Origin of the sequence: Mycobacterium sp. (genome assembly GCF_052144515.1) — a bacterium.
Classification (GTDB): Bacteria; Actinomycetota; Actinomycetes; order Mycobacteriales; family Mycobacteriaceae; genus Mycobacterium.
This window is the reverse complement of the sequence record NZ_JBKQQD010000430.1, coordinates 1-22,776: the sequence shown is the minus strand read 5'-3', so window position 1 is coordinate 22,776 and position 22,776 is coordinate 1. Positions and strand designations below refer to the sequence as shown.

Genomic DNA, 22,776 nt, shown 5'->3' with positions numbered 1-22,776 from the left:
GTCGATCTCCGACTTGCGGGCCATTCCGTGGGTGCTGGCCTGGAGCCAGTCGCGGGTGATGCTTCCCGGCTGGTACGGCACCGGCACGGCGGTCGCCGACTGGATCGCCGAGGGTGACGGCCGGCTGGACGTTCTGCGGGAGCTCTATCGGCGCTGGCCGTTCTTCCGCACCGTGCTGTCGAATATGGCCCAGGTGCTGGCCAAATCCGACATGGGTTTGGCCGCAAGATATTCGGAGCTGGTCCCCGACGAGACTCTGCGGCGCCGGGTGTTCGACAAGATCGTCGCCGAACACGAACGCACCATCTCGATGTACCTGCTGATCACCGAACAAGACAGCTTGCTCGCCGACAATACGGCGTTAGCCCGCTCGGTGTTCAACCGCATCCCGTACCTGGAGCCGCTCAACCTCTTGCAAGTGGAGCTCTTGCGGCGCAGCCGCTCCGGGGACGACGACGAGATGGTGCAGCGCGGCATCCTTCTGACGATGAACGGACTGGCCACTGCATTGCGCAACAGCGGCTAGGGGTATCGATGAGTCCGCAAGCAGAACGGAGGGTTATGTGAAGACGTTGATAATTGGAGTTGCCCTGACGGTCGCCGGGGTGGTGGTCGCACCGGTCGCGCGAGCTGACATGGCACTCGGCAACTACGAACTTCAGATCCTGGGGAGGTATGACTTCCACACGTGGGTGTGGGTGATTTCTGGATGCTACGTATCCGGCAGCCGGCTGCCGGCCGCCGGATGTGCCCACGTGAGCGCTGTGGCGCGGCCCGTAGCAAAGGCGTTCAGCTACGAAGGATTTGCCCAGAACTCCGATGGTCGATACACGTTGACCGTGGACATTCCCGACGGACTGCGCTGCGGTGACATCTATTACGGCCCCACGATACCCACGCACGACATCTATTCCTGGGATTCCACCACGCTGGCGGGTTCTCTGGAGTCCTCCTTTGCAGCGGGCTGCGACGGTGCTCCGGCCGGGACAAACACTTACCCGTTCACGCTCGTGCGGATGTAGGTTCAAACTAGGCATGAAGCGGTTGTCCAGTGTTGATGCGGCGATGTGGTTCGCCGAAACGCCGAACTGGCATATGCACATCGGTGCGCTCCTGGTGTGCGATCCCGCCCTGGCGCCCGACTTCTCCTTCGACGCGGTGCGTGATCTCATCGCGGCCCGGTTGCCCGGCATGCCGCAATTGCGCTACCGGGTGGCGGGTGCACCGCTGGGCCTGGATCGGCCGTGGTTTGTCGAGGATGCAGAGCTCGACATCGATTTCCACATTCGACGCATCGCGGTGCCTTCGCCGGGCGGTCGTAAGGAGGTCGAAGACTTGGTGGGCCGTCTGATGTCCTACAAGCTCGACCGCAGCAGGCCGCTGTGGGAGCTGTGGTTCATCGATGGCGTAGCAGGCGGACGGGTGGCCGTGCTGACCAAAATCCACCATGCTCTCGTCGACGGCGTCTCGGGTGCGGGGTTGGCCGAGATCATGTTGGACGCCACCCCCGACCCGCGGCCGCCGGCCGGCGACGCGGGGCGGCCCGTGGCCGGTGTCGGACTACCACGCTTGGAACGACGCGCCCTAGGCGGGATCACGAACGTCGCCGTCAGGACCCCCATCCGCCTCCTGCGGCTTGCGCAGCAAACGCTGGTGCAGCAGTGGTACGTGCGCCGGCTGGCCAACAAGCCGCCCAGCCTTTTCGAGGCGCCTGCCACGCGCTTCAACGTCCCCATCTCGGCGCAGCGTCGGGTCACCAGCTGCCAGGTCGCACTGGACCGGGTGAAGGCTGTCAAGAACGCGTTCGGCGTCACGGTCAACGACGTGGTGCTGGCGCTGGTGTCCGGGGCGGTGCGCCGCTACCTGCAAGACCGCGGCGAGCTTCCCGAGAGGCCACTGGTCGCCCAGGTTCCGGTGTCGACCCGCGGTGACAGCACCGAAGTAGGCAACCAGCTCACCTCCGTCAGGGTGAGCCTGTCGACCGACGTCCCGGACGCCGCCGCGCGGATGAAAGCGATCTACGCCCATTCGCAAGGCGCCAAGGAAATGACCAGGACGCTCGCCGCACATCAGATCGTCGGTCTCACCGAACCGACACCGCCCGGGCTGCTTGCGCTGGCCGCCCGCGCCTACACGGCAAGCCACGTCGGTGGCCACATCGCCCCGATAAACATGGTGGTTTCCAACGTGGTCGGACCCGATTTCCCGATGTATCTGGCCGGAGCCATCGTCGAAAGTCTGGTACCGATAGGGCCGCTAATCATCGACGTCGGCCTTGACATCAGCTGCTTGAGCTATCGGGGATGGGTCCATTTCGGCTTCACGACCACACCGGAGATCGCCAACGACATTGATGAACTGGCCGACGCCATCGAACCGGCGCTGCGGGAGCTGGAACAGGCGGCTTTGGTCGCGGACTGACCGAATGCACTCCAGACGTTCCTGGTTCAGCGCGCCGCCACCGCCGACTCCAGCTCGGCGAGCGAGCGTTCGGTCAGCGGGATGAAGGACTCGATGTCCGGCACCGCGTCGCGCCCCGCCACGTAGCCGAATGCGACCTGATCGACGTACGAGCACACCGTCGCATTGAGCGCGAGCCCGTCGAAAACCGTTGATACCGGATAGATTTCGTCGAGATGCGCGCCGTTGAAATACATGTCCTCTTGCGGGCCGCGGACATTGGAAATCGGGAGGTTGTAGCCGGTACGCCACCTGGGTCCGAACGGAATCATCGACTGTAGCGCGGTCGGTGCGATCGCGGGTGCGGCGAGCAGCGTCGTCGCGGCGGACCCGTGAGTCGCCACCTGTTGTTTGGCCCAGACCATCGCGCGGTGGATCGATGCCAGCCGTTCTGCCGGATCCTCCAGGTCCGTGCCCAGCCGGCACAGCTCCAGGCCGAACAGGTTGGCGTGCTCGGCTTGCCTCTTGTCGCCGCTGACTCGCACTGTGATGGGGCAGCACGCCACCAGCGACCGCTTCGGCAACTCGTCGAGGCCGCTCAGCCAACTGCGCAACACGCCTGCGACGACGGCCATGATCACGTCGTTGGTACTGACCCCGGTGGCCTCCTGCACCGCCGTGAAGCGCTTTCTCGGCCAGATGCCGCCCGCGGCGACGCGCTGCGCATCCAGTCGGCCGTTGAGCCGGGTGAACGGCGCGCCGAGGGGGAGCACTGTGGTGCCTCGGGCCAGGCCACCGGCGAGGTAGGACACTTCGCCGCCGGCCACCTGTCGCAAGAGTCCGATGCTCGACACGGCGGCGCCGACGACCGAGCGCAGCGCCGCAAGGGGATTCGCGATCGGTCGGGTACCGGCATGGTCGGCGGGGGCGTGCGGTCCCGTTGCATAGAACGGCTTCATCGACCGTCGACCCCGGTCGGTGGTCAGCGCGTCGCCGATCATCTGCATGCCCGCGACACCGTCGACCACGATGTGGTGGACCTTAATGTAGAACGCGAAGCGGCCGCTGGGCAGTCCGTCGATCAGGTATGTCATCCACAGCGGCCGAGTGCGGTCGAGGCGCTCGGAGTGCAGATCGCCGACCAAGCGCCACAGCGCGTCATCGCCCGAAGCTTCCGGCAGCGTCCGGCGCTGCAGGTGCTCGCGCATGTCGACGTTGTCGACGTCTTGCCAGGCCCACATCCCGAGGGTGTCCACGCCATAATGAGGTCGTCGGCGAAGCCGTGGGTCCAGGTCGTCGCCATCGATGAGTCCATCCCGGTAAAGCTCGTCGATGTACGCAGGCCCGGAGTCGCCGGGCGGGGACATGATCAGCAATGCGCCGGCGTGCATCGGGTTGGACAGAACCTCGCCGATCATCATCACGGCGTCGAGCGGATCCATCAGCTTCATGGATCGACTGTGGCCCCAACCCGCGGTGGTTGCAGCCGAACAATCCGGCCTGTGGAAACCTGCCGGTCCCTCGGTCGCGCCGTCAATACGATGGCGGCGGCTTCGCTTTCGAGTGCCGATGACCTCCAGCAAGGATTACTAACTGTGCAGCGTCCGGTCACCGTCGATCCGCGTTATCACGATGCCGTGCTGTTCAACCTCGACGGGTTCGGTAATCAGATAGTCGACGGTGCACCGGCGCTCGATTTGATGGTGGAACTGGTCCAGCGGCTGCATGCAGCCGGGGTGGCCACGGCCGCGTTCTCGGCGAGCGGCGCCGTTGAACAGCGCGAAGCCGCCCGGATGGATGAGCTGTTCCACGTCCGTGTCGACGGCGTCCCCTCTGGCGGTCCTGGACCGTCCGACAGCCCCGAATCGGCGCTGATGCTGGAAGCCGCCCGGCGACTCGATGTGTCGCCGGAGCGATCGGTCGTGATCGGAAACAGCGACGCGGTGGCACAGGCCGGATGCGACGCCGGATTCGGACTGGTGATACTCGTCGACGAGATCGGCCTCGGCAACGACCTCGCGCACTGCAAGGGGCAGGCCGTGATCCCCGACCTTCTCGAGGTCACTGTCCGCACGGGAGACAAGTGCATCTCGAAAATTCCCAACGCGCTCGAATCGTATGGTCAGCTCGTCGCGGTCATCGGCGCCCGGGAAGCGGTGACGTTTTTCGACTTCGATGGCACGCTGGCCGAAATCGTGTCCGAGCCGGACACGGCCACGCTCATCGACGGAGCGGCCGAGGCATTGGAGCACCTAACGGCGGAATGTCCCGTCGTCGTGTTGAGCGGTCGCGATCTGGCGGATATCCAGAGTCGGGTGGGGATACCCGGCATCTGGTATGCCGGCAGCGACGGCTTGGAGGTCACGGCACCGGACGGCAGCTATCACCCAAACGTAGCGGCCGCCGCCGCGGTGCCGAACATAGAGCAGGCGGCAATCGCGCTGAGCGACATCATTGCTCATATCGCAGGAGTTCGCCTTGAGCACAAGCGCTTTGCGGTCGCCGTCAATTATCGCGATGTCGCGCCCGAATACGTCGCAGATGTCGCCCCGGCAACGTATCAGCTCGGTAAGCGGATGGGCCTGCGGGCATCCACCGGCCGCAACGTAATCGAGTTGCGCCCCGATATGGACTGGGACAAGGCCGCTGCGCTGGCCTGGATCCGTGGTCTGATCGACGAAACGGCCTCGCGGCTACCGATTTACCTTGGCGACGAGTTGGATGACGAAAGCGCCTTCGACGCAGTGGATTTCGATGGAATCGGCATCGTCGTGCGACATCGTGCGGACACCGGGCGCCGCTCGGCTGCGCACTTCGCCTTGGAGGGTCCTGCGCAGGCTTGCCAATTTGTCCGGCAGCGTGCGGGCTGGCTCGCCCATATGCAACGCACGTCCGACAAGGCATGGGAATTCACGTACGACGGTTATGACCCGCCGACCGAAAAGCTTCGGGAGGCGTTGTGCACTTTGGGTAATGGCTATTTCGCAACCCGCGGTGCCGCGCCGGAATCGAAGGCTGGGCAGGTGCACTATCCCGGCACTTATGCCGCCGGCGTTTACAACCGCCTTGACGATGAGGTTTCGGGCAGGACGATCAGCAACGAGAGCCTGGTGAACTTGCCGAATTGGATTCCCATGACCTTTCGCATCGATGGCGGCGCCTGGTTCGACATCGATGCGGTCGAGGTGTTGTCCTACCGTCAGACTCTCGACATCAAGAGCGCGGTGCTGATCCGGGAGTTTCGCTTTCGCGACGATGCAGGCCGCACCAGTTCCGTGACCCAGGAACGATTCGTTGCGATGCACACGCCCCATGTCGGCGCGGTCACGACTGCGATAATCGCCGAGGATTGGTCGGGAACGCTCGAGATCCGGTCGACGATCGACGGCGGCGTGTCGAACTCGCTGGTGGAGCGATATCGCGACCTGGGCGGCAAACACCTTACTTCCCTGTCTAAGCGCCAACTCACCGACGACTCCGTGTTACTGGCGGTCGAGACGACTCAGTCGCACGTCGGCATCGCAGTGGCGGCGCGGACCACCGTGTGGCGCGAGGACGCCGCAGTGGCGGCTCCCCGCCGTCTGGCGGAGAGTGACTCGGAGATCGGTCACGATATATGCGTTGAGCTGGCCGCGGGTCAGTCGGTGAGCGTCGAGAAGGTCGTCGCCATTTACACCGGGCGCGATGTCGCGATCTCCGAGCCGTCGCTGGAGGCCCAGCGCGCGCTAAGTCGACTCGGTCGCTTCGGCGAGCTGCTGTCTGGGCACCGGCGCAGCTGGGCGCACCTATGGGAGCGGTTGTCGATCGACCTGGAGGGTCACGTCGAAGAATTGCGCATCCTCCGGCTGCACCTACTACATCTGCTGCAGACGGTGTCCTACAACAGTGCGGACCTCGATGCCGCTGCGCCGGCCCGGGGCCTGCACGGTGAGGCGTATCGCGGGCATGTCTTCTGGGATGACCTGTTCATCTTTCCCGTGGTGAACATGCGGCTGCCCACCGTCGCCAGATCGCTGCTGCTGTATCGCCACCGACGCTTGCCGGAGGCGCGCAGCGCCGCCAAAGTGGCGGGCTATGCGGGAGCGATGTTCCCGTGGCAATCAGGCAGCAACGGAAGTGAGGAAAGCCAGCAGCTGCATCTGAATCCGCGCAGCGGACGGTGGAACCCGGACTCGAGCGCGCTCGCGCAACACATCGGCATCGCCGTTGCCTACAACGCATGGAAGTTCTACCAGGTCACCGGCGACCTTGCGTACCTTATCGACTACGGCGCCGAGCTGCTAGTGGACATCGCGCGGTTCTGGGTCAGCAGAGCGAGCTATGAGGAAGAGCGAGACCGCTTCAGCATCCGCGGTGTCATCGGACCCGATGAATTCCATTCCGGGTACCCCGGGAGACCGCATCAGGGCATCGACAACAACGCCTACACCAACGTGATGGCGGTGTGGGTCATCCTGCGCGCTTTCGATGCGCTGCGTTTGATGCCATTGCCCAACCGGCTCGACCTCCGCGAAAAGCTCGGGCTTCGCGCGCAGGAGCTGGCGCACTGGGATCGGGTTTGCCGGCGGATGTTCGTCCCGTTCCACGATGGGGTGATCAGCCAGTTCGAGGGATACGGCGAGTTAGCGGAACTGAATTGGGATCTTTACCGCCGGCGCTATGGCAACATCCAACGCCTCGATCGCATCCTCGAGGCCGAAAACGACGATGTCAACCGCTATAAGGCCTCGAAGCAGGCGGACGTACTGATGCTGCTTTACCTGATGTCGGCACCTGAACTGCGGGAAATCCTTGACCGGCTTGGCTACCGCTTCACACCGGATCGAATCCCGAGGATGGTCGATTACTACATCGCCCGCACCTCGCACGGCTCGACGCTCAGCGGCGTGGTGCATGCCTGGGTGTTGGCGAGGGCCAACCGCGATCACGCGATGGAGATGTTCCAGTGGGTGCTCACGTCCGACATCGCCGACATCCAAGGCGGCACCACCTCGGAAGGCATCCACCTTGCGGCCATGGCGGGCAGCATCGATCTGATGCAGCGGTGCTTTACCGGCATGGAGACGCGCCAGAATCGGATAGTCCTGAACCCTAACTGGCCGAAATCCCTTGGCATGCTGGCCTTCCCTTTCCATTACCGCGGCCTGCACCTACACCTGAGGGTTAGCGGAAAGGGTGCCATCGTCAGCGTCGACCCCCGAGACAGTCATGGTGTCGAAATCGAATACCGCGGACGTGTGCAGTATCTGAGCCCCGGCACCACCACCCACTTCTCCGATGCAATCGATTTCTGAACGCGGGCGAGCTTAGACGGGCGGCACGGCTACCGGTCAGGTACGTCGACCCGCCCGCAATCCACGGCCGCTACGCCTCCAGGCCGAGGTCCGCGCTGAAAACACCGTAGCCACTGCGGAAGAACAGCAAGGGCTCGCGGTGTTCGTGGGCGTACAGTGCGCTGACCCGGGCCACGACAATCGTATGGTCACCTGCGTCGTGCTCGAACTCGATGTCGGCCTCGATTGACGCCAGTGTCCCGTCGAGGACGGGAGCGCCGTTCCAGCCGCGGTGCCAGTTGACTCCCGCGAACTTGTCGTTGCCGCTTCTGGCGAAAACATCGCAAATTGGTCGTTGCTCGACAGCAAGGATGTTGACGCACACCGCGCCCGGATCTCGCATGCGTGCCCAACTTCTGGATGTCTTGGCCGGGCAGAACGAGATGTAGGTCGGGTCAAGTGATACGGCAACCACTGACTGACACGTGAACCCGATCGGGCGCTGCCCGGCGTGGTTGGCCGTGACGACCGCAATGCCAGTGCAGAAGTGGCCCATAACCTTGCGGATCAGTGCGTCGTCGAACGCGGGGCGCCGGGGCAGGGCGACTCTGGGAAGTTCCGTCGCCGTCATGTTTCCTTACCTTTAGTTCCGCTTATCGCGACGGCGGGCCCGCGGGGCCCTTTCGCCGCGTCGAGCGCGGCCACGTAGCCGAAGACGAGGCCCTGACCGATCGTTGCGCCGGCGCCCGGATAGGTGACGCCGAATACGTTCGCGGCGGTGTTGCCGATCGCATACAGGCCGTCGATGGCGGTCCCGTCTTCTCGAAGCACCCGAGCCCGCGCGTCTGCCCGCAGACCACCGCAGGTGCCGAGGTCGCTGAGAACCATCCTGACGGCGTAGAACGGCCCATGGGACAGCGACCGCAGGTTTGGATTTGGAGAGATCGTCGGGTCGCCGTAATAGCGGTCATACGCACTGTTTCCGCGGCCGAAATCGTGATCCTCACCGTCCGTGGCGAGCGCGTTGAATCGCTCCATCGTCGAGGCGAATGTGTCGACCGGAAGCCCCATGGCTTGCCCCAACCCCACGAGGCTGTCGCTGCGATAGGCGATCCCCGCGTCATACCAACGCTTCGGGAGTGACTGGCGGGGCAAGAGTTCCCCCGCGAGAAGATAGCTGTTGCGGTAATGCTGGTCGAACACGATCCACATCGCCTCGACCGGTTCTCCGGCTTGCTCACGCTCGAAGAACCGTTGGCCGAAGGACATGTAATCGGTCGCCTCGTTGACGAATCGGCGGCCGTTCTGATCGACGACCAGTGAGCCCGGAAGCGAGCGCTCGGCCAGCATGATCTTCGGATTGCGGCCGGGCAGGGCAGCGAACGCCGGAAACCACCATGCCTGGTCCATCAAGTCGATTCCCGCGCCGACGTCCTGTGCGATACGGATTGCGTCGCCGGTATTGCCTTCCGCACCCAGGCTGGCTTCCGCCACAAGCGATTCGGACTGGAACTTCCAGCGCCAGCCCATGTCGTGATCGAATCCGCCGGCTGCCAACACGACGCCACGACGCGCGATGATCTCGATGGACTGCCCGCCGCGGTCGACGACGGCGCCGGTGACGCGATTCCCGTCCGTTAAGAGCCGGCGCAGCGACGCTCTTGTCCAGAGCGGGATGCGGGCGCCCAGAATACCGGCGAACAACCCGGCGGCCAAGGCCTGGCCACCGGCGACGTAATGGCGGCGCAACAGCTGCCCACCCAGACCCTGTGCCGCTCGCCGCGCGATGCGGGCCACCCCCTTGGACGGCACCCGCGCGACGAGGTTCACCCAGCGGTAGTCGGCACCGGTCGTCGGCATCGGAAACGACGACTTCATCACGCCCGGGCGAAGCTGGGATTCACGAGCGCCCAGCCGGCGAGTGTCGAAGGGACGGCTCTCACAGGTGCGTCCCAGCACCGAGCCACCTGGGTGCTCCGGGTGATAGTCCGGGTATCCCTTGGTCCACATGAATTTCAGCGGAGTGGTGCGCCGCAGCATCTCGACGGTTTCGGCCGAGTGATCGAGGAAGCTGTCAAGTCGCTCTGGTGCCCCGGTGCCGGCGACGACCGACTTGAGATATGCACGTGCGGCCTCCAGCGAATCACCGGATCGGGCCGCGCGCAGTACCGGATTGGCCGGCAACCAGAAGGCGCCCCCAGAGCGGGCCGTGGATCCACCGACGTACTCGGTTTTCTCCAACACAAGGCAAGACATCCCGAGTTCGCTGGCCGCCAGTGCGGCGGCCATGCCGGTCCCGGACCCGACCACCAGCAGGTCCACGGTCATGCGTGCAGGCGTTTCGGGCGGAACAGTCGTCACCAGTAGTTCTCACCTTCCGGTCTCTCGGTTTACGCGGCTGTCGCCGCTCGCGCCGGTCCCCACCGTCAAACGCTAGGGCCGCAGGACGGCATCGACGGCCGACATTTCCTCCTACCGGAACAGTGGCTTTGCAGCCCGGGACAGGAAGTGAGCACGTTCACAACCCGCCTTACCACTGACCGGACGCTGCGCTTGATCCCGGCCACCGGACCGTGCAGGTTCGCTTATGACTGACGCACCGACGGGAAGGACCCCCGCATGTCCGCTGCACCCAGAGTCGCCTCAGTGCCGGACCCCTTCTCCCCGGCGACGCTGGGATCGGTGCGGTTGCGCAACAGGGTCATCAAAGCGGCCACTTCCGAGGGTCGATCTCCGCGTGGCGAGGTCACCGAAGACCTGATCGACTTTCACCGCAAACTGGCACGCGGCGGAGTCGGCATGACGACGGTGGCGTACTGCTGTGTGTCCAGGGAAGGGGCCAGCGCTCCCGGGCAGATCGTGATGAGTCACTCGGCGCTACCGGGACTGCGCAGATTGACCGATGCCGTTCATGCGGCCGGCGCGGCCGTCTCGGCCCAACTCGGCCATGCCGGCGTAGTCGCCTCCCGCAAGCTCACCAAAGTCACACCGGTGGGGCCGAGCAAATTCCTCAACCCGCTGACGTTCGATTATTGCCGCCCCATACAACGCCATGAGATCACTCGCGTGATCGACCAGTTCGGCGATGCCGCCGACGTTGCGGCGTCGGCCGGATTCGACGCGGTCGAGTTGCATTTCGGTCATCTGTACCTGCCGAGCTCGTTCCTGAGCCCGCTGCTCAACCGCCGTCGCGACGAGTACGGCGGGAATATCGAGAATCGTTCGCGCTTCGTCCGAGCGATCGCCCAGCGAGTGCGTGAGGTCGTCGGTGACCGCATGGCGATCACCGCGAAGCTCAACATGACCGATGGCATACGAGGGGGCATCCGGCTGGAGGAGTCACTGCGCACGGCGCAACTCTTGGACGCCGACGCCAATGTCGACGCCATCGAACTCACCCAGGGTTCGTCGGCCTACAAGCCGATGTATCTATTCCGCGGCGACGCACCGATCGACGAATTCGCCAAGGTCTTTCCGCAGCCGCTGAGTTCCGGCATCCGGCTGTTTGGGGACAAATTGCTCGGCGATTACCCATATCAAGATCTGTACATGCTGGAGTCAGCGCGCCAGTTCGTCCCCGTGATCAAGAACAGCGTGCTGATTCTGCTTGGCGGAGTCACCAACCGTGATCACATGCACATCGCCATGCGGGAGGGCTTCGGCTTCGTCGCGATGGCGCGATCCCTGCTGCGCGAGCCGGATCTGGTCAATCGACTCCAGTCCGATGCCGGCGCACAGAGTCGCTGCAACCACAACAACAAGTGTGTAGTGACGGTTTTCGGCCGCACCCATTGCGTTCTCGATCCCGACCAGCACTACGGGCCGGTGGAGGCCAGTGCCGAATATTCGCGTTCACCGGTCCGAGCCGAGCCCGTTCCCGACCAGCCCAATGCGACCGCTGCTCCATAACTGAGGCCGACATGCGTTTTTCGGTATGGCCCGGCGCCGCACAACCGTGGTCTGGACTGCTTGACCTCGCGTGCCAGGCAGACGAAAAGTTCTGGCATTGCGTGTATGTGGCGGATCACTTCATAGCCAATGACTTCCTGCCCAATACCGACCGTCCCGAGGACGGAATCCTCGAGGGCACCGGGGTGCTCGCCGCGCTGGCCGGCGCCACGACTCGCGTGCGACTGGCCAACCTGGTGCTGTCCGTCACCTATCGCCACCCTGCGGTACTGGCCAACTGGGCAGCCACGGTCGACCACATTAGCCACGGCCGACTCACCCTCGGTCTGGGCACCGGTTGGCAGGGCAACGAGCATCGGCAGTACGGCCTGGAATTGGGCCCGCGCGGAGAACGGGTCAACAGATTCGCCGAGGCGGTGACCGTCATCAGCGGGCTGCTGAGCCAACCGACGACCACTTTCAGTGGTCACTACTACCAGCTCACCGACGCCGGCTGCGATCCCAAACCAGTGCAGTCGCCGCTGCCGTTGTTGATCGCTGGCAGCGGCGCACGGATGCTGCGGCTGGTGGCGCGCTATGCGCATGAGTGGAATTCCTGGTCGGCGCCCGGGCGGTTCCGGGAGAACGCCCGGAAGCTCGATTCGGCCTGCGAAGCGGTGGGCCGGGACCCGTCGACAATCTGGCGTTCGACGCAGGCGCTGACGATCGTCACACAGTCCGCCGAGGAGGAGGCGCTAGCCGCGCGAGTCGCGAAACACTTGCCGCTACCCGTAATCTACGGCCCCCCTACCCGTATCGCCGATGCTGCGGCGACCTGGCGTGACGAGGGGGTCGACGAGGTTATATTTTCGGACAGGTCGATGAGGGAGCCGAAGCGGCGACGCGACATCTACGACGCGCTGGCCGAAGTCTTGTCGCCACTGACGTGAGTCCGAAGCGGCGGTGGTGCGCCCGGCGAACTCAGAATCCGATCTCGACCTCGTCGCTGACAGGGCGAGCCTGACATCCCAGGATGACACCCGCGTCGATGTCCTGTCGTTCAAGGATTGCCGCGTCGCCTCTATCGACTTCACCCGTAAGCAATGTGCAGGCGCACGAGCCGCATCGACCTTCCCGGCATGAAAAGGGTACGTCGATTCCTTGGCTGAGCATGGCTTCGACGAGCGTCTGCCTGCGCGGCCACCGAAAGACATGGCATTGGCCATCGAGTTCGACTTGGGCCCGGGCCGCGTCGTTCTGATGGTCGGCGGGCTCCTCGGCGGCAACTTCGACGAAAGGATCTCCGGTAAGCGATGTGAAGATTTCCGCGTGGGTGTTGTCCTTCGGAACACCAGCGGCGGACAGGGCCTGGATGACGGCGTCCATGAACGGTTTAGGCCCGCAGAGAAACGATTCAGAGTCGTTGAAGGCGGAAGCGAACCTGGCCAGTTGCGTGGCAGTCGGCAGTCCCTGTAGGGACTCCAGCCAATGGATCACCGTCAATCGCTCAAGGTGTTGCTCTGCCACACAGCCGATTTCATCGGCAAAGATCACGGATCGTTCGTCGCGGTTGGCATATATCAGCACGATGCGGCCTGCGCCGGCGGCCAGTGCCGACTTCAGGATCGACATCACCGGCGTGATCCCGCTGCCGGCAGCCCACAGCAGGAAATCGCGGTTGAGATGCCTGGGAGTGAAGATCCCGGCCGGCGGCAAGACCTCGATAGTGTCTCCCGCACGGACGTTGTCGCACAACCAGTTTGACCCGTAGCCGCGAACAGTGCGCTTGACGGTCACTTTCAACTTGACATCGGTGTGGGGTGAGCTGGACAACGAGTAGCACCGCGCTACAAAGCCGGTGCGGTCGCTCGGAATCCGCACGGTCAAGAACTGCCCCGGCTGGTAGGAGAATCGCTCGCGCAGCTCATCTGGGAGATCGAAAACGATTGAGCGAGCGTCGTCGGTCTCGTCGATGATCTTCGCCACGGTCAACATTGAGGAATGCGAGCCGGCGCAATTGACTGCACTACGCGGGATTTGGGAATCACCCATCAGCGGCGATGCGGTCTGCGGTCGGATTCCATGCGGCCGAGGCGGTGGAGTCGGGCTGATGGCGGCGGGCTGAAGGTGCTGGCTGCACCGCTTGAGTTGCGATATCTGGCACGTAGTTCTCCGCAAGTTCAACGAGTAGCGTCAAGGTTCCCGCTGATCGGAAACGAAACCTCTACGGCGTTTCCCGACGCGTCAGGAATGCCAGTACGGTGCTCTGGAACGCCTCTTTGGCCTCGATCATCGCCCAGTGCCCGCAGTTGGGGAACACGTGCAGTTCGGCGTTGGGTATCGTGCGCATCGGTATCAACGCCATGTCCAACGGGCTGACGCGATCGTCGCGGCCCCATGTCAGCAGCGTCGGGCTCCCCAGTTTGTGCATCATGGCCCACGGCATCGCGGCGTCGGATGCCGCCATCGCGGCCATCATCCGCGTGAACGCTGCTTTGCCGTACATCCGGCGTGCGGCAGCGAGCGCCTCGCGGTCGGTGGCCAGTTGCCAGCGCTCCTCGATCAGTTCCTCCGTCACCAGCGCCGGGTTGTACACCATCGAATTCAGCCAGTCGATCAGGCGCTGCCGGGTGGGTTCTTCAACGAACGCCTGAAGCAGCCTGATGCCTTCGCTGGGCCCGGGGCTGAAGATGTTGGTGCCGATGCCGCCGATGGTCACCAGGCGGCCGACCTTGTCTGGGTATCGGACGGCGAAGTTGATCCCAACCGCACCGCCCATCGAGTTGCCGACGACGTCGACCCTGTCCAAGCCAAGCCATTCTACGAAAGAGACCACCGCGCCATGGGCGGTGACCATGGGGTGGCCACCGAAGTCGTCGCTGACGCCGAATCCGGGGAACTCCAGGACGAGACAGCGAAAGCGCTCGGCGAAAAAGGGGAGAACACCGCGAAAATTGCGCCATCCGGTAACCCCAGGTCCCGATCCGTGCAGGAACAGCAGTACCGGGCCTTCTCCGGCCTCGTGATAACGCAACATACCGTCGGCGGTTGGCATCTCATGCAGGGTCGCACCGTAACTGAGATTGATTGATGACGCCGTCACTACACCTCCCGGTCGCAGCTGCTCTCGACAAAGTTGCCACGCGGCCAAAGCAGTTCTTTGGCGTTGTTCCGATCAGTGGGCGAGCGGCTCAGTCTGCGTGGGGATCAATCGGTCCTCGCACAAGGAGCCGTGGTTTACGGGCTCGGGTAAAGCACGTCGACTGGCACCGGTGTCGACTCATTCTGGCCCGACTGAGAGATTGTCACGACGCTGTCACACGGAATGGCAAATACCGTGGGACCCTGAGCGACAGGCAGGGATCGTTTTCCCAGCTGAGCGGGATCTTGGATACAGTCAGAGACACCTCAAGTCAGTCTCTGGCTGACTGGGGGTCAAGTGGTCGCAGGTTCAAATCCTGTCAGCCCGACGCAGGTCAGAGGGTATCTTCGCCTCTGGCAACCACCCGCAAGATAGGGTGTGACCCCAATTGCTACCCCAACCAGGAATTAGAATGTGTCCGTGGCGAAGCGCCGGGCAAACTCCGAGGGATCAGTACGGCAGCGGCGTGACGGGCGCTGGGAAGCACGGCTGAGCTACCTGGATCCGGACACCGGAGTACGCAAACGTGTCTCGGTGTATGCGGGCAGCCAGAAGGCAGCGCTTGCCGAGCTGGACAAGGTGCAAGACCGCATCGCCGAGGGCCAGCCGCCCAGGGACGCCTCGCTCACCCTCGCCGACTGGTTGCGGCATTGGCGGGAGACCACCCTGGCGGCATCGGATCGCAGGGCAAGCACCAAGGAGCTGTACGCCAACCTCGCCCGCAACCACTTGGAGCCCGAGCCGTTCGGTGCCACCCGGCTGGATCGGTTGCGGCCCTCACACATCGAGGGCCTAATCCTGGTCATGCGCGCCAGGTCCAAGCCCGGCAAGCGCACCGTGGATAATCCCAACCCCGAGCCGGTACGGGCACTATCCGACTCGACCGTCAGGCAGGTCTACACGATCTTGCGGCGCGCGCTCGACGGTGCCGTGCGCGATGGCCTGCTGGCCCGCAACCCCGCCGCCGCAGTGCGCCGCCCCGGCATCGAACAGACCGAGGCCAGGTACTTGGACACCAAGGAGGTTTCCGCCGTGCTGAAGGCCGCTCAGGGCCTGCGGTACTACCCGGCCGTGGCGCTGATCGCCGCAACCGGTATGCGCCGGGGTGAAGTACTCGGGCTGCGCTGGGAGCACGTCAACCTTGACGCTGGTCTGGTGAAAGTTGTCGGCACCCTCAACCGCGTACAGGGCAAGCTCGTCATCTCCGAGCCCAAGACCCAACGATCCCGACGTGAGATTCCGCTGACGCCAGCCACGGTGGCGATGCTGCGGGCACACCGCAAGGCACAGCTCGAGGAGCGTATGCGTGCTGCCAACCAGTGGCAGGACCACGGCCTGCTGTTCGCCACCGAGTTGGGGGAGGCCGTCGACCCTCGCAATCTCCTGCGAACCATCGAGATTGCTGCGAGGAAGGCAGCTGTCGAGGGTATCGGTGTGCACACTATGCGGCATAGTGCTGCGGTCGCCTGGCTTGAGTCTGGGGTCCACATTCGCCAAGTGGCTGACCTGCTCGGGCATTCATCGATCAGCGTTACCGGCGATACCTATGGTCACGGCTCCCAGGACGGTGCACGGGCTGCCGTGCTGGCTCTTGGCTCCCGACTTGGCGACTTATAGCCGCGTTTCTGTAGGTAAATTAGAACAAACCTGTAGCAAATGCACGATCTGGGAATTTCACTGTTAGATAGTGCTAAGCATTTCAGCAAGCAAACTCCGGATCCGGTAGAGTCATGCGCATACAAGTGTGCATTGCTCGACACCTTCGCCACGAAATCCTGATGAGTGATTCTGACGGCTCTCGTCAGGCCGAGATCAGACGCGCGCCGGGCAGGGTGCTGAAGCCATCCGGCGCGGGCCCGCTTTCATGGTTGCCTACGCCGCTCATCGTCACGTCATCGGCGGGCAGGCGGCTAGGGACTTTCGGCCTCCGGCGCTCTACGGGTACGTCGTCGGTGTCGGCCAGGTGGTGGTCGTTGGCCAGGACGGGATCGGGGTCTCCTGTCGGCATCGAGTCCGCCCGCGCCGTCGACCATCCCCGACTCGGGTTGCTGTACGTGATGGCGGCGCAGTGCTGGATGCCCGGACGGATCGAGGCCGCTGTCGGCTACAGCGACGCCGCCCAGACGGTGATCGCCAATGGCGGCGAGGTGCCGTTCGGCCTCGAGGGCGGGCTCGGCGGTGTGTACCTGGTCATCGGCCAGCCCGAGCGAATGGTCGAGTGGTGTCGCGCCCAGCTCGCACGCGGCCGCGACACCCATGCACTCACCCGGGCATCGCTGGTCCTCGCACTGTGGGTCGCCGGGGCCGGTGAGGAGGCGCGGGCCGCCGCGAATGGGCTGATCGAAGCCGCCGAAGCCACCCACAACCCCTTTGCGCTCGCGTACGCGCTGAACGCCTACGGCGGGGCCTTCGGCGATGCTGATCCCGTCCGCGCGATGGAAGCCCTGCGCCGGGGTCTGGTGATCGCCCGAGACAGCGGCAACCGCTTCGTCGAATCACATCTGGCGACCGGTTTGTCTCAGCTTGAGCCCGAACACCGCGACCCGCTGGCGGCACTCGATCACATCACTCTGGCCATCGGCAACTTCTACGACTCAGGCCACGTCGCCTACATCCGTGGCCCCCTGGCAACTCTCGCGGTCTTCCTCGACCGCCTCGAACCGGCAGCCACCATCGCCGGTTTCGCACTCGATCCCCTCACCGGGCCGACAGTCCCCCAACTCAGCAGCGTGATCGCCCACCTCCGCGATGTCCTCGGCGAGGCGACCTACGACTCGCTCGCCCGCCAGGGCGAGACGATGAGCACCGCCGCCATGGTGACCTACGCCTACGACCAAATCGACCAGGCCCGAGCAGAACTGAACGCTGTCTCGGAATAGACGAGATATGAGGGTCTCAAAACTTCGTCTCGCCCGGGTCCGACCGAGACCGGCGCGCCGCCTGCGAGACCGCTCTTAGCTGATGGTGGCGCCGGACGTGCGAAGGACACTTCAATATCAATGATTAATGCCGTGCTCATGCGGAACTGGCGGTTATTCGGCCACGTAGCGTGCCATGGGCACCTAGGGTCATCGTTACCCAGTCTGACTCACCTCGTCAGTGGAAGGCTCCGCCAATGACCGAACAACCGCCTGTTCAGTCCGGCAGTTACCCGCCACCCCCGCCGCCCGGGGGCTCTCAATCGCCTACGCCGGGCGCGGTGTGGCCGCCGCCCCCAGGCCAACCGGTCGATGACCTGCCGACGGAGGCCTATGCGTCCTGGATCAGGCGTGTCGGCGCCTTCATCGTCGACCAAATTGTGTACCTGATCCTCTTCGCGATCCTCGGCCTCGGCGGCGGACTGATCATCGGCGCGGCGGGTGGCTCGACACGCCTGGAAGGCATCGTTCAGGCGATCCTTACTCTGGTGATACTGGCGTACTTGATCTGGAATTGGGGCTACCGTCAAGGAACCACCGGCTCGACCATCGGCAAGTCGGTGCTGAAGTTCAAGGTGGTCGATGAACGCGACGGCCAGCCCATCGGCTTCGGATTGTCGATTGTGCGCTACTTCGCGCACGTCATCGACTCGATCATCTTCGGCGTCGGCTACCTGCTGCCGCTGCTCACCGCCAAACGGCAGACGATCGCCGACATGATCATGAACACGGTCTGCCTGCCTAAGGACCCCCCGTCAGCGCGGCGCAGCCGCACACCGCGACCGAGAATCCGGATGGCAGTCGGCGTCATGGTGCTCGCGATCGCGGCCATCCTGACCGTGCTGGCCTGTCTGACAACCACAAGCCGTTGGGTCTGCACGAGTGCTGGGCCATACCCCGACTGTGGACCTCGAGTGTCGGTCGGCCCGATCACATACGGCGCTGCTGGGAACTTTGTAGATCCATATGTCCTGGCGGCCTTCGTTCCGCCATTGTGGACCGCAGGGATCTTAATCTTGCGGCGGTACTACAGGGCGACATATTTGCTTGTCCCGATCGCGGGCATCGTCGCGATCATGATATTTGCGCAGGGTCGATATGACTGGGGCTGGTACCGTAATTACTTTGCGTTCCTCGCGTGCGTTTTCGTAACGACTACGGTGTGTGTGCTTATCGCAAGGGCCATCACCCGTTCTGTCGCGGCACGACAAGAAGAGGCGGCGTACTTCCGGGAGCGCAAGGCCGCCCGCCAGCAGCGGTTGGCGCCGACTTTGCCACCGCCCGGCTGGTACCCGGACCCGGGCGATGCCCGACGGCAGCGCCACTGGGACGGCCGCCAATGGACCGAGCAATGGCGATAGCGGGACGACACACAGTGGACATCGCGACCGCCGCGTTGGCGACCTTCACCTACGACCACATCGACCAAGTGCGAGCAGAACTGAACGGGGTCTCAAAATAGACATACGAGAGTCTCGAATCTCGGTCCAGAAACGACCGGCCGTCAGCTGATCTCATGCGCGGCCAAACGATGTGGCCGAACTGTGTTTGGCGTTCGAAGTTGTCCGTCCGAACATCCGGTCCCTTAAATAGATCGCCGCGCGCTGGCGGACGACAAACGAAAATTGTCAGAGGGATGCCGGGGCGGTATCCAGAAGGCGTCGCTTCTGCTCGTTAAATTCCTCGCCGGTGAGAATCCCCGAGTCGCGGAGTGAGCCGAGTTTGCATAGAAGTTCAGTGACTTCGCGCATCTCGGCGATCCCCGTAGTGGGGCCGCCGGGCGACTTGGGTGTGGGCGCCGGGCATGCACGAGTAGTCGCCCCGATGCGTTCCCGGTGGCCCGGGCTAACCGAGCCTCCGATCGCCCGCCCGGCCATACTTGCCAGGGCCATTTGGCTGAATAGGCTCCCTGGGCTGCCTGCGAAGACTTCTGGGGCGGCACCGAGGCCTGGCAACGCCACCGCGGCCAGCCTGATCGCCGGGGTCGCCGCGGTCCAGCCCGGCGGTACCGACAACGCTCCGACCGAGGCCGCCTGGCCCAAGACCGGCTGAGCCCGCTGACCCTGCCGCGCCCAACTGGTCGAACCGGCTAATTTGACCCTACATGCCGGTAATTTGCTTGGTAAGTGCCTTCTGATCCAAGCCAATTTCATCCTGGGCGGCCTGCATCTCGTCGTCGCCTTGGGCCGCGTCTTTGCCCATGCCCCTGACGCCGTGGTCAATTCAGACGACCCGAGACCCAATGCCGAGGGCTCCAATATGGTCGAAGGGGATAACAGGCTCATGCCCAGGGTCTGCAGGATTCCGGCCAGGCTCTGCGGGATTACGGGAAGTCCGGCCGCCGACGTGGAGGACAAGGGAGCGGCGAGCCCCTTTAGGGCCGTGGGCACGGCGGAGGTCAGCTGCGCCAGCATCGTCTGTGTGTTGGTCGCGACCGGTGTGGCGGTGGCTTGGGCGAGCGCGGCAGCTTGGCCGCCGAGCCCGCCAGGGTTGGTGCTCTGCGGTGGGGGCGTGAACGGCGTCAGCGTTGTCGCGGACGCCGATATGCCCGCGTAGCCGTACATCGCAGCGGCATCTTGTGCCCACATCTCGGCGTAGTGGGTCTCGGTGGCCGCGATCGCGGGGGTGTTTTGACCGAATAGGTTGGTCGCCACCAGCGCCGTCAACTGGGCGCGGTTGGCCGCGATCACTGGCGGGGGCACCGTCGCCGCAAATGCCACCTCGTAGGCGGCCGCCGCCGCTTTGGCCTGGGTGGCCGTCTGCTCGGCCTGCGTGGCGGTGGTTCTCATCCACGTCACGTAGGGACCGGCCGCGGCCGCCATCGCCGCCGATGCGGGGCCACGCCAGGGCCCAGCGGTCAGCCCCGAGATCACTGATCCATAGGAGGCCGCCAACGAGTGCAACTCGCTGGCTTGCCCGTCCCAGGTTGCCGCGGCGGCCAGCGTTGGTCCTGACCCGGGACCGGCATACATCCGCCCCGAGTTGATTTCCGGTGGTAATATTGCGAAATCCATTGCTACACAACCTCCTAATTGATCGCGTTGGTAGCATCGGTGGGCGCATACGACCCGCGATGCGGAGCCGAAGTTTTGAGGTCAGCCGTCTCGCGATTGCGCCACATCCGCTGCATTACTGCAGCTTGCGCCCATATGAGTCGGTGACGGACCAAATCGGGTGAGGTTGCTGGAAATCGGATAACTGTGGTGTTGGCGGCTGGGTGGGGCTGGCCAAGACGGAGGTGGCTATCATTGCTGGCGACGTCCGCCGACCTCTGGGTCCCAAGGCGTTGGACGCTCCGCCCTCAACGCGCTGGCCCGAATCAGCCCCAATTCTGACCCCAATTGGATCTGGTCCACCAGTGTGCACCGAGGTGCACACACGGCTGTGAGCTGCGGAAAAAGACACCGATGCACACCGGGACACGCCGAATTTCTGACTGGGGGTCAAGGGGTCGCAAGTCGACTCCACGCTCGGCTCGCCCGATGGGTTTGTGGGCGGGCGTTCACTCGTTCCAGCGGTCTTGGCAGGAATGATAGTCGCTGCAGGCGGTGATCATGGTTCTCGAACAGTTGGCGCAACGCCGCCAACGGCGTTCACGGGAGTTGGTGGATACCAACGCAGTTCGTAGTGCCAGTCGATGTCCTCGATGCCGTCGCGGCTCCCGATTGCGTTGCCCATCTTGTCGCGCTCAACGATGCGCACCCGGTGCCAGTGAGCCTTGCGGATATGCGGCGGGAGTCGCCAGCCGCCGAGACCGGGGCTTCCCTCCGCTTCACCCGCACCGGACGGGCGCTTGCGCTGCTGCCTCAGCGATGCACCAGTTCGCCACCCGAGGTTGCCGATTATGGAATCACGGATCTGGTGGGGTCGCGTAATCTGTTGCGCGGGGGGCCAGTCGATTTCCGGGTCTGTTCCGGCGGTGTAAAGCAGCAGCGACAACGACAACGGAATGAGTACGGGTAATTCTTCACCCTCCGATTGCCCCACCTCGTTTGCAAATGCGATCTGGACATCGATTAGGTCAGCCAACGTCGCGTCGTTGGCACAAACGCCGCGCAGTGGGAACGTGACACTCTGCAGCTGTGGGTTTGGATCGCCGTCCTCCTTGAACACCCAGATGCATCGAACGCCCTGCCCAGTGGGGATGTCGACGTAGCGTGTGAACACCGCACCCTCAGCGGGTTCGAACCGTTGTCCGTCCGGTCGGATTATCGGTGGAGGAGCGCTCGTCGCCCCGTACCGGACGTTGTTGATGCCCGTTACGACCATGCCGAGGTAATGGCACAATCGGTGGCCGTCATCGAGCGATAGTGGGGTGGCAAGGCTGTAAGCGATGGCGTTGAACGGGAACCGTTCCAACCAGTCAGGGACCAGCTCGACATCGGTATTTGAGTTCACAAGCGCACCTGCGAACTCGCTGTCGACGCGCAGGACGACCGGGCTGTCGGTCCACTTCTCGAATATGAACCGTGCTACATCCTGTATCCACTGGCCACGGGGACCGGTTCCTCGTACCTGGTTCGCCCAAGACTGGACCGCAGCGATTACTGCTGCTGCATCGTCGACCTTGATATGGCCTTTTGTCCTCCGGTCTCGAAGACGTGCACCCTTCCCCACGATTCCATCCTGCCGTACGAATAGCGGGTCGATGCAGCAACGTCGAACGTCGTCCAAGGCTTCCTGCGCCAGAACTCTTGACTGCTCGATAGTGAGGTGTCGACTAAACCGGGGCGGGTGGTTTACCAGTCGGACCGGTCTTCCCGTTATTACGCCCGGTGCGTGTTGATGCCATCAACACCCTTCGCGTATCCGCAGGTCGTTTCGCGTACTTTCGCGTCGTTTCGCGTCGTCAAATTCGAGGTTTTCGCAGGGCAGCGAGATTTTTGGGCTGGGTTCGATTCCCGGCAGCTCCACCAAGAAGGCACATCCCGTGGCAGCTGGAGTGCTGACACTGGGCAGCAACCGCATGTTCCGGCCGCCTCTCGATGCTATGTCGCGGTAACCTCCCGGATCTGGTTGCCGCCGGACCGTTTCGCGTCATACATTGCGGCATCGGCGATGGTGATCAGATCGTCGATCGTCTCGCAGCCGAGGACTGAGACGGACTTCAGAGGAAGGCGGGCGACTCCCAGGCTGGCGGTGATGCCGAACGGCG

Annotated in this window: 17 protein-coding genes; 9 read left to right on the top strand and 8 right to left on the bottom strand. The window is 63.9% G+C overall.

The annotated features are described in order from the left end of the window. The 3 genes from ACLP9N_RS29365 to ACLP9N_RS29355 form a co-directional block, all read left to right on the top strand. A partial coding sequence (locus tag ACLP9N_RS29365; protein WP_442410658.1) for a phosphoenolpyruvate carboxylase occupies window positions 1-526 on the top strand: 526 nt, incomplete at its 5' end. Between the two features lie 109 nt (window positions 527-635). Continuing rightward, window positions 636-1,022, top strand: a complete 387-nt coding sequence (locus tag ACLP9N_RS29360) for a hypothetical protein (RefSeq protein WP_442410660.1) — start codon at window positions 636-638, stop codon at window positions 1,020-1,022. Window positions 1,023-1,035: 13 nt separating this feature from the next. Then, window positions 1,036-2,421 (top strand): WS/DGAT/MGAT family O-acyltransferase, encoded by a 1,386-nt coding sequence (locus tag ACLP9N_RS29355; protein WP_442410657.1) that lies wholly within the window; start codon window positions 1,036-1,038, stop codon window positions 2,419-2,421. A 26-nt stretch (window positions 2,422-2,447) separates the two neighbouring features. Here ACLP9N_RS29355 and ACLP9N_RS29350 read toward each other — a convergent pair whose 3' ends face one another. Next, window positions 2,448-3,851 carry a wax ester/triacylglycerol synthase family O-acyltransferase gene (locus ACLP9N_RS29350; protein WP_442410656.1) on the bottom strand — a complete coding sequence of 468 codons (1,404 nt, stop codon included), beginning with the start codon at window positions 3,849-3,851 and terminating at the stop codon, window positions 2,448-2,450. A 90-nt stretch (window positions 3,852-3,941) separates the two neighbouring features. On the opposite strand from ACLP9N_RS29350, the gene otsB reads away from it, so the two are divergent. After that, on the top strand, window positions 3,942-7,694 hold the full coding sequence (gene otsB, locus ACLP9N_RS29345; RefSeq protein ID WP_442410655.1) for a trehalose-phosphatase: 3,753 nt from the start codon (window positions 3,942-3,944) through the stop codon (window positions 7,692-7,694). 70 nt (window positions 7,695-7,764) lie between these two features. Here the strand turns inward: otsB and ACLP9N_RS29340 are convergent, their stop codons facing one another. Continuing rightward, the gene (locus ACLP9N_RS29340; protein ID WP_442410654.1) at window positions 7,765-8,304 is read right to left on the bottom strand and encodes a flavin reductase family protein; all 540 of its coding nucleotides are present in this window, start codon (window positions 8,302-8,304) and stop codon (window positions 7,765-7,767) included. Beyond that, the gene (locus ACLP9N_RS29335) at window positions 8,301-10,034 is read right to left on the bottom strand and encodes a 3-ketosteroid-delta-1-dehydrogenase (protein ID WP_442410653.1); all 1,734 of its coding nucleotides are present in this window, start codon (window positions 10,032-10,034) and stop codon (window positions 8,301-8,303) included. The genes ACLP9N_RS29340 and ACLP9N_RS29335 overlap by 4 nt, the downstream gene beginning before the upstream one ends. A gap of 258 nt (window positions 10,035-10,292) precedes the next feature. On the opposite strand from ACLP9N_RS29335, the gene ACLP9N_RS29330 reads away from it, so the two are divergent. Together ACLP9N_RS29330 and ACLP9N_RS29325 are read left to right on the top strand one after the other, a co-directional pair. Beyond that, the gene (locus tag ACLP9N_RS29330; RefSeq protein WP_442410652.1) at window positions 10,293-11,582 is read left to right on the top strand and encodes an NADH:flavin oxidoreductase; all 1,290 of its coding nucleotides are present in this window, start codon (window positions 10,293-10,295) and stop codon (window positions 11,580-11,582) included. A gap of 11 nt (window positions 11,583-11,593) precedes the next feature. Beyond that, the gene (locus tag ACLP9N_RS29325; RefSeq protein ID WP_442410651.1) at window positions 11,594-12,511 is read left to right on the top strand and encodes an LLM class flavin-dependent oxidoreductase; all 918 of its coding nucleotides are present in this window, start codon (window positions 11,594-11,596) and stop codon (window positions 12,509-12,511) included. A gap of 31 nt (window positions 12,512-12,542) precedes the next feature. On the opposite strand, the gene ACLP9N_RS29320 is transcribed toward ACLP9N_RS29325, so the two are convergent. Together ACLP9N_RS29320 and ACLP9N_RS29315 are read right to left on the bottom strand one after the other, a co-directional pair. Further along, window positions 12,543-13,613 carry a 2Fe-2S iron-sulfur cluster-binding protein gene (locus tag ACLP9N_RS29320; RefSeq protein WP_442410650.1) on the bottom strand — a complete coding sequence of 357 codons (1,071 nt, stop codon included), beginning with the start codon at window positions 13,611-13,613 and terminating at the stop codon, window positions 12,543-12,545. 172 nt (window positions 13,614-13,785) lie between these two features. Continuing rightward, window positions 13,786-14,616, bottom strand: coding sequence for an alpha/beta fold hydrolase (locus ACLP9N_RS29315; protein ID WP_442410659.1), 831 nt, complete (start codon window positions 14,614-14,616; stop codon window positions 13,786-13,788). A 507-nt stretch (window positions 14,617-15,123) separates the two neighbouring features. Between ACLP9N_RS29315 and ACLP9N_RS29310 the strand changes: the two genes are divergently transcribed. Next, window positions 15,124-16,320 (top strand): tyrosine-type recombinase/integrase, encoded by a 1,197-nt coding sequence (locus ACLP9N_RS29310; RefSeq protein WP_442410649.1) that lies wholly within the window; start codon window positions 15,124-15,126, stop codon window positions 16,318-16,320. Window positions 16,321-16,504: 184 nt separating this feature from the next. On the opposite strand, the gene ACLP9N_RS29305 is transcribed toward ACLP9N_RS29310, so the two are convergent. Beyond that, on the bottom strand, window positions 16,505-16,711 hold the full coding sequence (locus ACLP9N_RS29305) for a hypothetical protein (RefSeq protein ID WP_442410648.1): 207 nt from the start codon (window positions 16,709-16,711) through the stop codon (window positions 16,505-16,507). A gap of 49 nt (window positions 16,712-16,760) precedes the next feature. On the opposite strand from ACLP9N_RS29305, the gene ACLP9N_RS29300 reads away from it, so the two are divergent. After that, window positions 16,761-17,582, top strand: coding sequence for a hypothetical protein (locus ACLP9N_RS29300; RefSeq protein ID WP_442410647.1), 822 nt, complete (start codon window positions 16,761-16,763; stop codon window positions 17,580-17,582). Between the two features lie 236 nt (window positions 17,583-17,818). Further along, window positions 17,819-18,982, top strand: a complete 1,164-nt coding sequence (locus tag ACLP9N_RS29295; RefSeq protein ID WP_442410646.1) for an RDD family protein — start codon at window positions 17,819-17,821, stop codon at window positions 18,980-18,982. 267 nt (window positions 18,983-19,249) lie between these two features. On the opposite strand, the gene ACLP9N_RS29290 is transcribed toward ACLP9N_RS29295, so the two are convergent. After that, complete coding sequence (locus ACLP9N_RS29290; RefSeq protein ID WP_442410645.1) at window positions 19,250-20,635, bottom strand: PPE family protein, SVP subgroup; 1,386 nt, start codon at window positions 20,633-20,635, stop codon at window positions 19,250-19,252. A 538-nt stretch (window positions 20,636-21,173) separates the two neighbouring features. Continuing rightward, window positions 21,174-22,019, bottom strand: a complete 846-nt coding sequence (locus tag ACLP9N_RS29285) for a hypothetical protein (protein WP_442410644.1) — start codon at window positions 22,017-22,019, stop codon at window positions 21,174-21,176. Window positions 22,020-22,776 lie beyond the last annotated feature (757 nt).

Coding starts and splice junctions, on each gene's coding strand:
- ACLP9N_RS29360 (WP_442410660.1), top strand. CDS start 636: ATGGCACTCGGCAACTACGAACTTCAGATCCTGGGGAGGTATGACTTC.
- ACLP9N_RS29295 (WP_442410646.1), top strand. CDS start 17,819: ATGACCGAACAACCGCCTGTTCAGTCCGGCAGTTACCCGCCACCCCCG.
- ACLP9N_RS29350 (WP_442410656.1), bottom strand. CDS start 3,851: ATGAAGCTGATGGATCCGCTCGACGCCGTGATGATGATCGGCGAGGTT.
- ACLP9N_RS29320 (WP_442410650.1), bottom strand. CDS start 13,613: ATGGGTGATTCCCAAATCCCGCGTAGTGCAGTCAATTGCGCCGGCTCG.
- ACLP9N_RS29355 (WP_442410657.1), top strand. CDS start 1,036: ATGAAGCGGTTGTCCAGTGTTGATGCGGCGATGTGGTTCGCCGAAACG.
- ACLP9N_RS29325 (WP_442410651.1), top strand. CDS start 11,594: ATGCGTTTTTCGGTATGGCCCGGCGCCGCACAACCGTGGTCTGGACTG.
- ACLP9N_RS29340 (WP_442410654.1), bottom strand. CDS start 8,304: ATGACGGCGACGGAACTTCCCAGAGTCGCCCTGCCCCGGCGCCCCGCG.
- otsB (WP_442410655.1), top strand. CDS start 3,942: ATGGCGGCGGCTTCGCTTTCGAGTGCCGATGACCTCCAGCAAGGATTA.
- ACLP9N_RS29305 (WP_442410648.1), bottom strand. CDS start 16,711: ATGCCGACAGGAGACCCCGATCCCGTCCTGGCCAACGACCACCACCTG.
- ACLP9N_RS29300 (WP_442410647.1), top strand. CDS start 16,761: ATGGCGGCGCAGTGCTGGATGCCCGGACGGATCGAGGCCGCTGTCGGC.
- ACLP9N_RS29330 (WP_442410652.1), top strand. CDS start 10,293: ATGTCCGCTGCACCCAGAGTCGCCTCAGTGCCGGACCCCTTCTCCCCG.
- ACLP9N_RS29315 (WP_442410659.1), bottom strand. CDS start 14,616: ATGCCAACCGCCGACGGTATGTTGCGTTATCACGAGGCCGGAGAAGGC.
- ACLP9N_RS29290 (WP_442410645.1), bottom strand. CDS start 20,635: ATGGATTTCGCAATATTACCACCGGAAATCAACTCGGGGCGGATGTAT.